Consider the following 16,507-nt stretch of genomic DNA (forward strand, 5'->3'; position numbering starts at 1 on the left):
GTTTTAAAGTCCTAGATAAGATTCTACTGCAGTCTGCATCTCTGATGCTGCAACAGTTGTCTTGTGACGAACTGGAGCTGTTTCAAGGCCATCCACTGCTGGTGGCACTGCTACTCCTGAAATTTCGTGTAATTGAGCCAAGGCTTCAAAATCGCTAAGACCTGATTTTCCTGTCACAGCTTCTACTGCAACGACTGGGAATTTGTATGGACTAGCTGTTGACGCAATCACAGTCTTAGTCGCATCACCTGTCGCTGCTTGGTATTTTTTATAAACTGCTGAAGCAACCGCTGTATGAGGATCCTCAATATAAGAATCTGACTCGTAGACACGCTTGATTTCTGCTGCGGTTTCCGCTTCTGTCGCATACTCTGCCGCAAAAAGATCAAGAATCTCTGCATCAAAATCTGTCAACTCATACTGACCTTGAGTGTTCAAAGCATCCATGAGTTCAGCTGTCTCTTCAGCATCATTTTCTAAAAGGTGGAAAATGAGACGCTCCAAGTTTGAAGATACCAAGATATCCATAGACGGACTAGTGGTTACCTTAAACTCACGCTTCTTGTCATAGACACGAGTTTTGAAGAAGTCTGACAAAACATTGTTGTCATTTGAAGCACAGATCAGTTTCCCAACTGGTAGACCGATTTGCTTAGCGTAAAAGGCAGCCAAGATATTTCCAAAGTTTCCTGTCGGTACAGTAAAGTTAACCTTGTCACCAGCCTTAATCTCACCAGTTTTAACAAGTTGAGCGTAAGCATAAACATAGTAGACAATCTGTGGCACCAAACGGCCAATATTCATAGAGTTTGCTGATGAGAACTGGAGCTTGTTAGCTGCTAATTTTTCACGAAGAGCCACATCGTTGAACATATGCTTGACGTTGGTTTGAGCATCGTCAAAGTTTCCATCAATGGCGATGACATGAGTGTTGTCACCAGTTTGAGTGGTCATTTGCAATTCTTGCACCTTGCTGACACCGTCTTTTGGATAAAAGACGATAATTTCAGTTCCAGGAACATCCGCAAATCCTGCCATGGCAGCTTTTCCAGTGTCTCCAGAAGTTGCAGTCAAGATAACAATCTTGTTTTCCAAGCCGTGTTTCTTAGCTGCCGTTGTCATAAAGTATGGCAAGATAGACAAGGCCATATCCTTGAAGGCAATGGTAGAACCATGGAAGAGTTCCAAGTTGTATTGACCATCAAGTTTAACAAGAGGAGCAATGGCTGGCGTATCAAACTTACTGTCATAGGCATTGGTGATACAGTAGTCCAACTCTTCTGCTGTAAAGTCATCCAAGAAGGCTGACAAGACAAGATTAGCTACTTCCTGGTATGAAGCGTCCTTTAATGTTTCAAAATCCAAATCTACCTTTGGATAACTAACCGGAGTAAACAAACCTCCATCTGTTGCCAAACCTTGCAAAATCGCCTGGCTGGCTGTTACGGTATTTTTCGCATCACGCGTTGATTGATAAACTAATGTCATAAATCTCTATCCTTTATCTATAGTCTCATCCATTATAACATGATTTTTCAGAAAATTCTTCCTTTATAAGAAAATTATAGAGTCAATTTTTCTTTCAGAGGCTCTAAATAGCTCATTTCACTCTGCCCTCTCATCTCAAGTCCTTGCTCTGCTATCGCTAGCAAGTCTTTTGAGAATTGAACAATTCCAGCTGTCTCCTCATCTGAAAGCTGTTTCTTAGAAAACTGGCGTCTCAAAGATTTGTAGTCACGACCAAAGTGCTCAAAGAAAGGAGCTGTCTCTAGGTAAGCTTCAAGCTTGTCTAGATTTACCAACAAACCTAGATGAAAGGCTGCTGAAGCAAAGGTTCGATCTAGTGGCTGTGTACAAACACTACGAAATTCGACCGTTCCTCGTGTTGTCAAGTCTTGGAATTGATAGCTACGGTGCGTCTGGAAATCCTTCTCTTGAGGAACCAGAAGAGTTTCTTTCCCAATTAGAGTATAGGCAGGAATTTCATCTGTAGTTAGGTAATCTCTAGCCCGAATCGGAGAAAAATAGTAGGTTTCCCCATCTCGTTCTGCTGTAAAAATCGCAGAGCGGTCGAGATAATCAAAGAAATCATCCTCATCTTTGAAGAGTTTTGCATTGACGCCGACATTCTCTGGATAAATTCCATGCATGGATTCTTCCCAAAAGATATCTCGTGAAATCTTAGTATCCCAGTCTGCTCCCGAAAACTCAGAATTGGCAAATAAGTAAGCTTTTGCTGCTTCAATCTGAGTGAAAGCATTGATGACACGTAGGTAGTTAGCAGTCGATACATCCAACTGAACTTGACTCCCACAGATAAAAGCACCGTATTGTGGAAAGTCATGCAAATCAGCCCCCTCTTGTCGGCTTCCCATCTGCAGGTAAGCCATCAGCATCTGGTAGCGTGGATAAGCCACCGGTCGATTGTCATTCTGATCCCAGTTTGGATGAATCCCCCAGCCCTGGATAGCATGATCCTTTTCTCCTAGTTTTTCCTGAATGACCTTCATATAAACTTGAAATCGTCCTTGGACCTCTTGGATTTTCTGGGCTCTACCAAAGGCAAACTCCAAGGTCGTGTAGGAAACCTCAAACAAAATCCGGTCTTGGCTCATCGGTTCTACAAGTTGAATCGGATTTCCGTCCTGGTCCTCTTTTTCAACTTCCAGGCTAAGAGCATCCACCAAAAAGCGCATCAAGTCCTTGGTGACTTCAATATCTGTCGGTTTCCCATTTACATGAACGATAGGAAACTCCAACTCAATCCCAATATAGAGATCTGGATTTTCTTTGATATTTTTTAAATAACGGTTTTTCAATAACTGAACAGAAGGGGACATAGATACCTCTCACTCTAAATTCTCTTACTAGAAAGATCAATTGCTTTCTATATTATACCAAAATCCCCTCGAGAAGAAACTCAGAAAATTTGCTGGTAATTTCGGGAAGTCGATACATACCAAACTATTCTCAGGTTTATAGGTATTCCTTCTCTTGTACTCCAATATTTATTGTTCAATTTTCACAGTCTCATCAACCGGTTAAGCGATTACATGGTTTTTTACCTCAAAACCATTGTACTATAGTAAATATCGTGATATACTTTACATATAAGTAAATAAGAGGGCAGTTCAAATTCGACTTCACTTGAAAACCTCTCAAGCCAAGCCCCTTTTCCACTGCACCTCAACGAATCATCAAGGAGGATAGCTATGAAAGCTGTTGTTGTAAATCCAGAAGGCACTGGTGTTGCTATTGAAGAAAAAGTTCTCCGTCCACTCGAAACTGGGGAAGCTCTTGTAGAAGTTGAGTACTGTGGTGTCTGCCACACTGACCTCCACGTTGCCCATGGTGACTTTGGTAAAGTTCCAGGACGCGTTCTCGGTCACGAAGGTATCGGTATCGTAAAAGAAATCGCCCCTGATGTTAAAAGTCTCAAAGTTGGCGACCGTGTCAGCGTAGCTTGGTTTTTTGAAGGCTGTGGTATGTGTGAATACTGTACAACTGGGCGCGAAACTCTTTGCCGTACAGTAAAAAATGCTGGCTACTCAGTAGATGGTGGTATGGCAGAACAATGTATCGTAACTGCAGATTATGCCGTTAAGGTTCCAGAAGGTCTCGATCCAGCCCAAGCTTCTTCAATTACTTGTGCCGGTGTTACTACCTACAAGGCTATCAAAGAAGCAAAAGTTGAACCAGGCCAATGGGTTGTACTCTATGGTGCTGGAGGACTTGGTAACTTAGCTGTTCAATACGCTAAAAAAGTATTTAACGCTCACGTTATCGCAGTAGATATTAACAACGATAAACTTGCCCTAGCTAAAGAAGTTGGTGCTGATATCGTGATTAATGGTCTTGAAGTCGAAGATGTCCCAGGCCTTATCAAAGAAAAAACAAACGGTGGGGCTCACTCAGCTGTCGTAACAGCTGTATCAAAAGTTGCCTTCAACCAAGCAGTTGACTCTGTTCGTGCAGGCGGTCGTGTAGTAGCTGTCGGGCTCCCTTCAGAAATGATGGATCTAAGCATCGTTAAAACAGTTCTTGATGGTATTCAGGTCATCGGTTCCCTTGTTGGAACACGTAAAGATTTGGAAGAAGCTTTCCAATTTGGTGCTGAAGGTCTCGTTGTTCCAGTCGTTCAAAAACGTCCTGTCGAAGATGCCATTGCTGTCTTTGATGAAATGGCTGCTGGAACCATCCAAGGTCGCATGGTTCTAGACTTTACCCACTAAGATAAAGATTAAGTACAAAATCGAGGAAGGGATAGAAAATCCCGCCTCGATTTTTTTGAGCAATGAAATTTTGACATAGCAACAATTGGACTTAAAGTTCTTTTTTTAACGCTCAATAACACCATTAAAGAAAACGTCATTTTTCTATCCACATTCTTTCAGCATCCAATGGTTGAGTGAAGTATAAGGGGCTGGAACTAAGTTACCGAGATTTGGTCAGTCGACTTCTGCACCGCCGCTTTTTATATTAAATTTTTTTATCATTCTATAGACTATTTTATAAAAAGTTGATATATCAACATTTAAAAAGATAGAACATTTAGATTTTTTTCACTCTTTATTATAATTAGTTGCTTTTTTTCTGAAAACGATTTATACTTAAGGAGTCTTAAAGTTTTCTTAAACTACAAGTCAAACATTTTATAAGGAGGAATGACAATAATGAGTATCGGAATCATTATTGCGAGCCACGGTGAATTTGCCGCGGGTATTCATCAGTCAGGATCTATGATCTTTGGTGAACAAGAAAAGGTTCAAGTTGTAACCTTTATGCCAAACGAAGGTCCAGATGATTTATACGCCAAGTTCAACAATGCTGTGGCTGCATTTGACGCAGAAGATGAGGTTCTAGTCTTGGCTGACCTTTGGAGTGGATCTCCATTTAACCAAGCTAGCCGCGTAATGGGAGAAAATCCTGAGCGTAAATTTGCCATCATCACAGGACTTAACTTGCCGATGTTGATTCAAGCCTACACAGAGCGCCTCATGGATGCTAATGCTGGAGTGGATAAAGTCGCTGCGAACATCATTAAAGAAGCCAAAGATGGCATCAAGGCTCTTCCAGAAGAGCTAAACCCAGCTGAGGAAGTTGCAACTGCTGCAGCTGCTCCTGTAGCCCAAGCTGCTATTCCAGAAGGAACTGTTATTGGAGACGGTAAATTGAAAATCAATCTTGCTCGTCTTGATACACGTCTTCTTCACGGACAAGTCGCAACTGCTTGGACACCAGATTCAAAAGCAGACCGTATCATCGTTGCTTCAGATAACGTTGCAAACGACGATCTTCGTAAAGAGTTGATCAAACAAGCTGCTCCTAACGGAGTAAAAGCTAACGTTGTACCAATCAAAAAATTGATTGAGGTTGCAAAAGATCCTCGTTTTGGTGAAACACACGCCCTTATCTTGTTTGAAACACCTCAAGATGCCCTTCGTGCTATCGAAGGCGGTGTGCCAATCAAGACTCTTAACGTTGGTTCAATGGCTCACTCAACTGGTAAAACAATGATCAACAACGTATTGTCAATGGACAAAGACGACGTTGCTACATTTGAAAAAATGCGTGATCTTGGTGTTGAATTTGACGTACGTAAAGTACCAAACGACACGAAAAAAGATTTGTTTGACTTGATTAGCAAAGCTAACGTTCAATAATTAAAACTAAATAGAAAAGGAATAAAACCATGTCAGATATTTCATTCATTTCTGCTATCTTGGTTGTAGTTGTTGCCTTCTTCGCAGGTCTTGAAGGTATCCTCGACCAATTCCAATTCCATCAACCAATCGTAGCATGTACCCTTATCGGTCTTGTAACTGGTAACCTCGAAGCAGGGGTTATGCTTGGTGGATCACTTCAAATGATCGCCCTTGGTTGGGCTAACATCGGAGCTGCCGTAGCTCCTGACGCTGCCCTTGCCTCTGTTGCTGCTGCAATCATCATGATCAAAGGTGGTAACTTTACTACTGAAGGTATCGCAGTCGCAACTGCAACTGCAATCCCTCTTGCAGTAGCTGGACTTTTCTTGACTATGATCGTTCGTACAATCTCAGTTGGTTTGGTTCACACTGCTGACGCTGCTGCTAAAGAAGGAAACATTGCTGCTGTTGAACGCGCTCACTACTTTGCCCTTGCTCTTCAAGGTCTACGTATTGCTATCCCAGCTGCACTCTTGCTTGCAATGCCAACTGAAGCCGTTCAAGGCGTATTGGAACTTATGCCAGAATGGCTTAAAGGTGGTATGGCTGTCGGTGGTGCTATGGTCGTTGCCGTTGGTTACGCTTTGGTTATCAACATGATGGCTACTCGTGAAGTATGGCCATTCTTCGCTATCGGTTTTGCTCTTGCAGCAATCTCTCAATTGACTTTGATTGCCCTTGGTGTCATCGGTGTTGCCCTTGCCTTCATCTACCTCAACCTTTCTAAACAAGGCGGAAACGGTGGCGGAGGAGCTGCAACTTCTAACGATCCAATCGGTGATATCCTAGAAGACTACTAGAAAGGGGAACAATCATGGCTGAAAAAATTCAATTATCAAAATCAGATCGCCAAAAAGTTTGGTGGCGTTCACAATTCCTTCAAGGTTCTTGGAACTACGAACGTATGCAAAACTTGGGTTGGGCTTACTCTTTGATCCCAGCTATCAAGAAACTTTACACTAAAAAAGAAGACCAAGCTGCTGCTCTTGAGCGTCACCTTGAGTTCTTCAATACTCACCCATACGTAGCTGCTCCAATCATGGGGGTTACTCTTGCACTTGAAGAAGAACGCGCAAACGGTACTGACATCGATGACGCTGCTATCCAAGGTGTTAAGATTGGTATGATGGGACCTCTTGCTGGTATCGGTGACCCAGTCTTCTGGTTTACAGTACGTCCTATCCTCGGTGCCCTTGGTGCATCACTTGCTGCGACTGGTAATATCGTCGGACCTCTTCTCTTCTTCTTTGGATGGAATGCAATCCGTATGTCTTTCCTATGGTACACACAAGAGTTTGGTTACAAGGCTGGATCTGAAATCACTAAAGACATGTCAGGTGGTATCTTGAAAGACATCACTAAAGGAGCTTCTATCCTTGGTATGTTCATCCTTGCTGTCCTTGTACAACGTTGGGTATCAATCAACTTCACTGTTAACCTCCCAGGTAAACAATTGTCAGAAGGTGCCTACATCAACTTCCCAGAAGGCGCTGTTACAGGTGGAGAATTGAAGGGTATTCTTGGTCAAGCACTTAGTGGCATGAGCTTGGATAGCGTTCAACCACAAACGCTTCAAGGTCAGTTGAACTCATTGATCCCAGGATTGATGGGACTTCTCCTTACTTTCCTTTGCATGTGGTTGCTTAAGAAAAAAGTATCTCCAATCACAATCATCCTTGCTCTCTTTGCAGTAGGTATCGCAGCTCGTTTCTTCGGTATCATGTAATCTCGGTGAGAATGTACAAACAAAAAAAGAATCAGGTTCATCACCTGATTCTTTTGGCTCTTTGTCAAATAGTGTTGATGAAGAACCTAATGAAAAAAGAATCCAACAAAAATTGGACTACCTGTCTCCGGTTGAATTCCGAAGACGGTAGCCCTAGGGTGTTTTTATTAAATTCTCACTTTTTGGGGTCAGTCCCTAAGCCTGATAATAGTTTCTTGTTCATACTATTCTCCTACTAATATTTTATGAATATATTAATACATATATTGTTATAAGATGTAGATATTGTTGCTAATATCAAATATTTCTATTTGATCTTCTCATAAATATATACATGTTAATATATTAAAATCTTTAAGTATTTATAACTATAGTTCCTTAATTTTCCCAGTAAAAAAACGAAAGGCACCACAAGTTATTTATGTGTTTTCTTTAAACGATTCATGTACTTCTGTCGCAACTTCTCACCCGCCTTTAATTGCGGTTACGATAGATTGAGGACCTAAATATGCATCACCTGTTATTAGTTCATTTCTATTGGACTCTGATGTTGACCGAAAGTCAAATTTTTACCTTTCATCTAGAACACTAAAGTCTACTTTTGTTCAATTGCTGCAACGACAAGGTCACATGGAATAATATGTTCACTACCTGCCAGTTCATGCGTTGATCTTCTTCCACTTTCATCAGGTTCACCAAGTTCCATTGTAATAACTTTTACACCAGTTACTTTCCCACTCTCATCACGCAATACTTCTTTAATATTCTCTAAGAAATGGAATGTAACACCTTCATTGTGTACATCTTTGATTTGTAGTGTAGCTTCTAGTATATTGTTCATATGGTCATCATCCTTTTGTTTTAGGTTTCAGCGCTTTTAATATAATGGATGTTGGCCTTTTTGTATACACTAAAATAGGGTTGGTGGAAAAATTCCATCAACCCTAAAAATTATAGAACCACACAAAACCCTGACCATCTCTGGTCAGGGTTTTGTATTTCAAAAATTATTCTGTAAATTCTATAGTTACTTTTACTTCAGAATCCATTGAAGAAAATATTGTTTTATAATAATTGATTGCAGATTCTTTAATTTCACTCTTAAATTTATCTAAATACTCTGCTTGTTTATCACTAGAAAGTTGGTTTGTGACCAATTTCCCAGTATCAACATCTTCTGTAGTCCCACTTAACAACTCTCCATGATTATCATACAAATTGTAAGGATTATCTTTTGAAAGTTCCACACCAATTACTTCAAATTTTGGAACAATAACCTTATATTCTTTTTCACCTATTTGTTCAACCTTTACACTACTTTTAATCCCAAATTTAGCGTTATAATTTAAAATTACTAATGCTGTTTTTTTAGAGAACGGCACATCATGCCCAAAAACTTGAGTTGTATTTGTTTTAGTAATAATTTCATTAATTCCCGCATTCAAAAATACAACTTCATTCACTTTTTCAATACTTTCGATATTAATTGACGATTTGACTTCTGATTTTTGTTCCTTAGGTAAGAAAAATAGCACTCCAATAGCTATAATAGCTATTAATACCACATTCAATAGTACACTAAACATATTAACTTTCTTCTTTAATATAGACAAGATAAAAAAACCTCACTTTAAATAATCTATCTAAAGTTTACACTTTCTAAAGAAAACAGTCAATATTTTTTCGTACTATCTTCTAAAATTAATTGTACCTATTAAAAATGAAATTAGTTTGTTGCATTTGATTTTATTTTTTGAACACCAAATCCATTTAAAATTGAGTGCTATTTTGAGCACTAAAAAAGGGCTCTTTGTCAAATAGTGTTGATGAAGAAATTTAGGAAGGGATTAAGCAACTAATTGTTGCTTAATTCCTTTTTGTTTTGGGCCAAACATTTTTGTTATTAAAATAATCCTATTTCTAAAATGGTAATAGTTTCTAAAGCCGTAGGCATTTCTTTTAAGCACTTTTATTTTATTGTTTATTCCTTCAATAGGGCCATTTGTTCTAGTTGGATACTCACAAGTATTTTGAATATATGGCAAGTAAGTCATAAGAGTCTTTAACACTCTTTTTAAACCAGGAGATAGGTCTAATTGCGTAGCTGCTTCAATCGTTTCCTTGAATTCTATATAATCTCTATCCTGTATACATTCACGAAGTGAATGTACAACCTCATAATCATTTTTAAGAGATGGATTTTTTTCTAAGATATAATCTACGATTCCTTTACTTGTTATGAAGCTTTCAAAAAGCTTATAACGATTATATTTATAGTTCTGAAGTTCATTAGGGTTCTTTAAAATTAACTTCCAATAATGTTTTAACTTTCGATATAATTTAGGATTTTTATAACGATGCTGATTCATGATACGTACCCGAGTTCAATTTAATTCTCTATTCAAGGCTTGTACAATGTGAAAAGGATCAATGATAATTTTTGCGTTAGGAAACATTTCTTTTATTAATTGAATGTATGGCAACTACATATCGATGGAGATAGTTTTCACCTTTAATCTAGTCTTAGGCTCAAAACGATAAAAATATTGTTTCAAACTGTAAGATTTTCTATCTCGTACAACATCGACCAACTTGTGTGTAGTGCTATCACAAATAATGAAGCTCATATTGCTATCGGAAGATTTAACAGATTTAAATTCATCAAAACACAAATGCTCAGGTAAATCATGTAATGGTTTAATCGTTAATAATCGTGCTGTATCATCTATGATACGTCTAACGGTATGAATTGAAACATTTGTTTCTTTGGCAACATATGTTTCAGATACTGTTTCACTTATTTTGCCTTAATTTCATTTTTTAATCGTTTCGAGATATGACAGTATTTTTCTACAATTCGACTAGTATCTGCAGTAAATGAAGAACCACATTCTCTACAGAGAAACCTCTGCTTTCGTAGCTTTAAGTAGGCCGGAAGGCCTGAAACAGAACAGAGAGTGATACGAGATGTTTTCGTGCCGTTTTTAACGATATTATTATTTCGGCTAACACACCCACAAACGGTACAAAATTCTGGTTTATGCGTATAAGTAGCTGCATAAAATAAAGATTTTCTCTTTTTAAATATCTTCTCTTGAACTTTATTATCCCAAATAATGTTTTTATCTTTGATTTGTAGTGTAGCTTCTAGTATATTGTTCATATGGTCATCATCCTTTTGTTTTAGGTTTCAGCGCTTTTAATATAATGGATGTTGGCCTTTTTGTATACACTAAAATAGGGTTGGTGGAAAATTTCCATCAACCCTAAAAATTATAGAACCGTTCTTTTTATATCTCATTTATTCAGCCAAGGCACCCATTGGATCCCATGGTGCAAGGACGATTGGTTCTGCTTCATAGGCAGCTTGTTCTTCTGCTGTTAGTAATTCTTTACGAACAACGATTTGGTAAGTGTATTCGTCCATCCAGGCATCTGAGGCAACAAAGTAACCATCTGTCCCAACCTTGTCTCCCCAAGAGTTTTCAACTTTCCACTTGATTGATTTACCATTTTCATCCAAATCAACACCTGTCAAGACCATGGCGTGAGTCATCAAGCTTTCGCTGTAGTCCAAACGTCCTGCCTTGTCTTGAGTGAGTTGAATGTCCATGCTTGATTCAAAGTCATAGACATCTGTCGCAAGGATTCCGGCTTTACGGTTGCTGAGCTGGCCAACATCTGAACCAAACCAAACAGTTTCTCCTGTCTGCATTTGGGCAATCGCCAATTCTTTCAAGCGTTCCATCGGTACATTGATGTAACGAACCGCACGGCTACCAACGACATTTCCCAACATCTCAACTGTGTAAGATTTACCGTAAGGTTTGTCAGCAGTTGGAGCATTGATCACAGAAACGTAGTCTTCTAGTGGAAGGTCAACGTATTTCTTGTAAAACTCTTGTGGCGTGATGCCTTTTTCGCTTTGGTAGTTGTTGTCCTTATCACGATAAGCAAAGTCAAATTGACGTGGTGGAAGACCTAGTGACATAGCAAGGAAGTTAAAGATTTCTTGCAAGAGGTCTTCTTTCTTAGCTTGAACAGTCGCTTGGTCTGCACCAGAAGCGAGCAAGTCACGCAAGATTTGAGCATCTTGACGAAGCAATTTGTTAAGAATTGCATTGAGCTCACGGCTGTTGCTAGATGAAACTGACTCAGGATAAACAGACTTGGGAACGACACCGTATTTCTCAAAGAGGGCAACCACCATATCCCACTGTCCACCGTCTTGTTGAGGGGTTTGAAGTAGGAAGCTAACCTTGCGGCTTGTCAATTCTTGGTCTGCAGTCGCAATGACTTGCTCCAAGAACCAGTTTGATTTTTCATACTTGTCCCAGAAGAAGGTGTGGGCTTGTGACAATTCAAAGTTTTCAAGTTTGTATTGAGAGATGAGTTTGTGACGGAAAGTGTTGAGGGCCGCAAACATCCAGCAACGACCAGAAGCCTTCTGGTTAGTGACCTTGTCCTTTGTCAAATCAAGTGAGAAAACAGGTGTGTTATCTACATGGCTTTGACGACGCTCAAGGGCTGAAAAAATTCCATTGTGGCTGGCAGCATTTTCGATAGCTTGGTATTTGACATTTGCTTCATAATTAGCAAATAATTTATCTGTAAATGATTCTTGAATCGCGTTCATAAAATCCTCCTTTTATTCTACAGTCTATTATAACTCTTTTCACAAAGGAAGCAACCAAAAACTGAAAAAGGTAAGGATATTTTCCTCACCTTTTTCAAAGATTACACAGTTTACCCAACACTTTCGAGCAAACCTTCTAATTCCTCTGTGGTTAAGCGACGCCATTCTCCACGTTTCAAATCCTCATCCAAGGTCAAAGTTCCCATGGTCAGACGTTGCAAGTCCATCACTTCCTTGCCACAGTAGGCTACCATTCGTTTAACCTGGTGAAATTTCCCCTCGGCAATGGTTACACGAACCAGACTTTGGTTTTTTTCTCTATCAAGAGACACAAGCTCCAGCTTAGCAGGTTGGCAGGTAAAGTCTTTGAGCGGAATCCCTTGTGCAAATGTCTCAATGTCTTTATCCGTCATGATTCCCTTGACCTGTGCCAGATAAGTCTTATCCACATGGCGTTTTGGTGAAAGAAGAGCATGAGCCAACTGGCCATCATTGGTCAAGAGTAAGAGTCCATGCGTATCAATATCCAAACGACCGACAGGGAAAACTTCCTTTGAACGAGCCAAGTCATCCAACAAGTCCAAAACAGTCTTGTGTTTAGGATCTTCAGTCGCTGAGATAACCCCCTGGGGCTTGTTCATCATATAGTAAACAAACTCCTCGTAGTCTAGCTTTTGCCCGTCAAAACAAATCTCGTCTGTCTCTTCATTGATTTGCAGCTTGGCAGATTTTTCCTTTTTACCATTGACCATCACGCGACCAGCCTTTAGAAAGTTTTTTACTTCTGTCCGACTTCCTACAGCGCAGGCAACTAAAAATTTATCTAATCTCATAGCACTATTATACCATGAATAAGCTTAATCTTATACTCTTCGAAAATCAAATTCAAACCACGTCAGCTTCGCCTTGCCGTACTCAAGTACAGCCTGCGGCTCGCTTCTTAGTTTGCTCTTTGATTTTCATTGAGTATCAGTACAAAAATAAGCCGCCTGATTGGGCGACTTTATTTTATAGGGAGATTATTATGAAAAATTTTTAGGAGTTAAAGTTAAGTTCTTCTTAACTTATGCTTACAGTATAAACTAGATTCCTAAAAGTTTTCTTAAAATTTTCTCATCAAACTTAAATTTCTTTAAATCTTCACTGTTAAAATCAAACGTTCTATCAATACAGAAAAAGATTAGTTAAAAGTTAAAACCATAAAGAGGAGCAACAACACAAATAGTGATAAGCTAACGAGTAAGGTTAAGACTTTAACAAGCGTATTGCTTTGCCAATAGCTGGGCTTTCCGATATTACTAGTAGCATCCATAGAAAAAATTTGAGTTTGCCTTGGTTGAATGGTCACAAGGATGATTAAGACAATAGCTAAAATAATGGTTAAAATTATCAATAATTCTGTCATTTAACTACCTCAAAAGTCCTATCAAAGTAAATAATAAACCAATCAAAATGATGAATCCTATCAAGAAAGAAAATGTCTTACTAATTTTTTCACCACGTGTAGATTTTTCTTTTTTGATGGGTTGTTGTTTCATCTCTTCCATGCGACCTTCAACATCTTGATAAAATAGATCTTTTTTAGTCATGGCTTTCTCCTAAAATGGTTTCCATCCGCTCCTGATACATAATTGGATCTACATAATTGGCATGGTACCCTTGATCTCCAAGAGCTCGACCCATCTCTTTGACATGAGAAAGGGCTAACTCAATGGTATGAATCATGTCATCAACTGCTTCCTTAGCGAAAATATGATTTGGAGCTGTATAGCGGTGATTATGGGCTGTTTCCTCAAAAGCTAGGACCAGTTGGTTGTGTTCAAAAGCCTGTCGAACAGCCTGAAGCAGTTCATTCCCATAGTTGATATCCAGGTAGATATCTGATAACTGATAAAGCTCCTGAATCTTTTGGGGACTGGCATTCTGATAGAGCACAACATTTGGATAGCGGAGCATATCCAACAACTTAGATGACATCTCTGTCACTGCTGCGATTCGGAAAGTAACCCTTGGTAAACTCTCCACCAGTTTTTCGATTTGCTCTAGTTGGTCCGAATTGGTCACTATCAAGGCATCAGGACGAACAAAATTATCGCGCTTAAAGTGATAATGATAGCCTAGATGACTAAACTTATGATGGAATTTTTCATCCGTCAATTGCAAAGCACGTTCATAAGTCGCATAATCTGGAATGATAATGGTCTTAGCTCGAAGTTGGTCATTCTCCAAGATCAGTTGCATATTTCCCGGAATATGATCCTGCAATGGTTCTTGCCAAACTAGGATATCTTGACCTGATTTGTCTGGGAAATGGAAGGAAGTCAAAAACGAGGTAGATAGGGTATTAAAGAGAATGTGATCAAGATTCACTTTCAAACCTTGTAAGAAGTCTATAATAAAGGCCACTCGACCAGAAAAATGGCGCAATCCTTGACCTTCCAAGGTCAGCAGAATATCACCTGTGACATGGTTTTCTAAAATCACTTCCTTTTGATCTACGTCCCGATAAGAAGTCATAATAGCTTGACCAGATCCATCAAAGGTGGTCTTAGCAAAGCAAGCTCCAAAACGATTGTAGTGATCTACTTGAAAGATGCGGCCTGCCGGTGTCTTCCATTCGACTTTTTTCACCAAACGAGCCTGTAAGCCATCTGCAAAATGAATCACTGCTCGTTCTTGATTGAGATCATTGATAGTCCCAAATTGATTATTACCAGCAATCTCCCAAAAGTCTGGGACGGGAACTTGGTTAAAGTACAAGGGTTTACCACTGTCATAACCCAAATAATAGGTGAAGGGTGAGACAACTCCATCTGGTAAAAATCCATCTGGTTCAATAACCACAGTCAAATCAGACAGTCCTGCCGCAGTCAGACTATAATGCAAATCTTGGCTTTCTTGATTGTATACATCAAATAACTGAATCATCCACTACCTCCTTGATTGTTTTTTCCCATTTGTTCAAAATCTCTTGAGTCAAGAATTTCTCAGCAATCTGATAGGATTTTTCTCTCATACTTTCCAAACGATTTTCCAAATACAGTTGGCAGATTTTTTCCGCATAAGCTTTCTTGATTTCATCTTCGACATGGTCAGATGAGCTTGGAATCAAATATCCATTTTCGCCATCTTCGATGAAGGTTTGATTTCCATAAGGAACATCAAAACCAATCAATGGCAAGCCTGAGCCAATTGCTTCCATGAGTGTCAAACCAAATCCTTCACTTGTAGAAGCAGTTAGATAAACTTCATACTGTGAATAGATTTGGGAGAGTTCTGCATGACCCTTGAGTTTAATATACTCTTCTGCATGACCTGCAGCGATAATCTCATGAAGACGTCCTTCCTCACCACCACTACCGTAGATATCAAAGGTTAATTCTGGCAATTCCTTATGAGCCTCAATTACAGCCTTGACAAGCCAATCAATGTGTTTTTCCTTGGCTAGACGCGAAGCTGTAATAAGAGAAAATGGTTTCCGACTCTTTTGTGGTTTTGTTAATTGGTCAACACTTCCAACTGGAATGGTCACAATCTTAGGAGCATGCGAGGTATAGCGAGCAAACTGTTGCTCTAGAACTTCCTTTTGACGATCCGTTGAAACGATAAAGAGATCGACCTTATCTGCATTGGTAAACTGGTAGTCATAATAGTTGTTCCAAAGGATATAATCATCATTGGTCGCATTTTCACTATAGTGCTCAGCGTGAACGACAACAGCAAGGTGAGCTGCACGCGCTTCTTCAAAAACCACCTGACCAATCCCTGTCTCACGATCCAAAATCACTAGATCTGATTTACTTAACTGAAGTGTCTGCATGAAATAACGGATCAAGGCAGGCTTCCCGTATAAGATTCGATCCTTGAAACGGTAGACTTCCTCAGTCCCTTGATTCATGAACATCTCATAAGCTGGAGTCCCATCTTCATTGTAGAAGGTTCTTTGGTAGAGTGTCGCTACATTATCTTTAGGAGCAAAATACTCTGTGCAGTAGCGTATATATGAGAAGTAATCCTTGCGGATCAATTTACCAGCATATACATACTCTACGTGTTGGACGAAATCTTTTTCCTCATCAACCAAATAACAAGTGATAAACTTGTCTTCATCTGAGAAGAAGATTCGTTCAATTCTCCCATTTCTTTCACGACGGCTTTCTACACCTTCAAAATAAGCCAAAACATCATCTACCGTCACACTGGTCGGTGCAATCTTGATATCTGTGAAATGAGTGTAGAGCCAGATAACCTGATCATCATCAAAACCGATATTTGCGGTTAAGTGCTGGATATTATCGGCCAAAATCATGTCTGTAAAGATAAACTTCGACGGCAGATTCAGGCTGCGAAAAATACCCGCACGATAAGCTTGGGCATATTCAACACCACTGCTGGCCCAGCCAATTCCTAAATTTATATTGTAAATTGTCATATATTCTC

General features: G+C 39.4%; 14 protein-coding genes and 1 pseudogene. 4 read left to right on the forward strand and 11 right to left on the reverse strand.

Annotated elements, in window-relative coordinates; genetic code table 11:
• Nucleotides 1-3: 3 nt before the first annotated feature.
• Nucleotides 4-1,488 carry a threonine synthase gene (thrC, locus tag HMPREF2795_RS02390; RefSeq protein ID WP_075228143.1) on the reverse strand — a complete coding sequence of 495 codons (1,485 nt, stop codon included), beginning with the start codon at nt 1,486-1,488 and terminating at the stop codon, nt 4-6.
• 74 nt (nt 1,489-1,562) lie between these two features.
• Nucleotides 1,563-2,840: a glutamate-cysteine ligase family protein gene (locus HMPREF2795_RS02395; protein ID WP_075228144.1), complete on the reverse strand. Its 1,278-nt coding sequence runs from the start codon at nt 2,838-2,840 to the stop codon at nt 1,563-1,565.
• A gap of 372 nt (nt 2,841-3,212) precedes the next feature.
• Between HMPREF2795_RS02395 and adhP the strand changes: the two genes are divergently transcribed.
• From adhP to HMPREF2795_RS02415, 4 genes are all read left to right on the forward strand, one after another.
• Complete coding sequence (adhP, locus tag HMPREF2795_RS02400; protein ID WP_075228145.1) at nt 3,213-4,232, forward strand: alcohol dehydrogenase AdhP; 1,020 nt, start codon at nt 3,213-3,215, stop codon at nt 4,230-4,232.
• Nucleotides 4,233-4,673: 441 nt separating this feature from the next.
• Nucleotides 4,674-5,663, forward strand: a complete 990-nt coding sequence (locus HMPREF2795_RS02405; RefSeq protein WP_000021981.1) for a PTS sugar transporter subunit IIB — start codon at nt 4,674-4,676, stop codon at nt 5,661-5,663.
• Nucleotides 5,664-5,692: 29 nt separating this feature from the next.
• A complete protein-coding gene (locus HMPREF2795_RS02410; protein ID WP_001280303.1) occupies nt 5,693-6,505 on the forward strand; it encodes a PTS mannose/fructose/sorbose transporter subunit IIC in 813 nt (270 codons plus the stop codon).
• A 14-nt stretch (nt 6,506-6,519) separates the two neighbouring features.
• Nucleotides 6,520-7,431, forward strand: coding sequence for a PTS system mannose/fructose/sorbose family transporter subunit IID (locus HMPREF2795_RS02415; RefSeq protein ID WP_075228146.1), 912 nt, complete (start codon nt 6,520-6,522; stop codon nt 7,429-7,431).
• A gap of 595 nt (nt 7,432-8,026) precedes the next feature.
• On the opposite strand, the gene HMPREF2795_RS02420 is transcribed toward HMPREF2795_RS02415, so the two are convergent.
• From HMPREF2795_RS02420 to gtfA, 9 genes and pseudogenes are all read right to left on the reverse strand, one after another.
• Nucleotides 8,027-8,272: a glutamate synthase gene (locus HMPREF2795_RS02420; protein ID WP_070458797.1), complete on the reverse strand. Its 246-nt coding sequence runs from the start codon at nt 8,270-8,272 to the stop codon at nt 8,027-8,029.
• A gap of 166 nt (nt 8,273-8,438) precedes the next feature.
• Complete coding sequence (locus tag HMPREF2795_RS02425; protein ID WP_083279572.1) at nt 8,439-9,017, reverse strand: DUF4230 domain-containing protein; 579 nt, start codon at nt 9,015-9,017, stop codon at nt 8,439-8,441.
• Between the two features lie 261 nt (nt 9,018-9,278).
• Nucleotides 9,279-10,594 (reverse strand): annotated as a pseudogene (locus tag HMPREF2795_RS02430) (ISL3 family transposase).
• A 138-nt stretch (nt 10,595-10,732) separates the two neighbouring features.
• On the reverse strand, nt 10,733-12,067 hold the full coding sequence (pepC, locus tag HMPREF2795_RS02440) for an aminopeptidase C (RefSeq protein WP_075228148.1): 1,335 nt from the start codon (nt 12,065-12,067) through the stop codon (nt 10,733-10,735).
• A 110-nt stretch (nt 12,068-12,177) separates the two neighbouring features.
• On the reverse strand, nt 12,178-12,900 hold the full coding sequence (locus HMPREF2795_RS02445; protein WP_075228149.1) for a pseudouridine synthase: 723 nt from the start codon (nt 12,898-12,900) through the stop codon (nt 12,178-12,180).
• A 347-nt stretch (nt 12,901-13,247) separates the two neighbouring features.
• Nucleotides 13,248-13,472, reverse strand: coding sequence for an accessory Sec system protein Asp5 (locus HMPREF2795_RS02450; protein ID WP_075228150.1), 225 nt, complete (start codon nt 13,470-13,472; stop codon nt 13,248-13,250).
• 4 nt (nt 13,473-13,476) lie between these two features.
• Nucleotides 13,477-13,656 (reverse strand): accessory Sec system protein Asp4, encoded by a 180-nt coding sequence (asp4, locus tag HMPREF2795_RS02455; RefSeq protein ID WP_049508236.1) that lies wholly within the window; start codon nt 13,654-13,656, stop codon nt 13,477-13,479.
• Nucleotides 13,649-14,995, reverse strand: a complete 1,347-nt coding sequence (gtfB, locus tag HMPREF2795_RS02460; RefSeq protein WP_075228151.1) for an accessory Sec system glycosylation chaperone GtfB — start codon at nt 14,993-14,995, stop codon at nt 13,649-13,651. The genes asp4 and gtfB overlap by 8 nt, the downstream gene beginning before the upstream one ends.
• Entirely contained in the window at nt 14,979-16,499 is a 1,521-nt protein-coding gene (gene gtfA, locus HMPREF2795_RS02465) for an accessory Sec system glycosyltransferase GtfA (RefSeq protein WP_075228152.1), read from the reverse strand. The genes gtfB and gtfA overlap by 17 nt, the downstream gene beginning before the upstream one ends.
• Nucleotides 16,500-16,507: the final 8 nt, after the last annotated feature.

Origin of the sequence: Streptococcus sp. HMSC056C01, from assembly GCF_001811305.1 — a bacterium.
In the GTDB taxonomy this organism is placed as follows: domain Bacteria; phylum Bacillota; class Bacilli; order Lactobacillales; family Streptococcaceae; genus Streptococcus.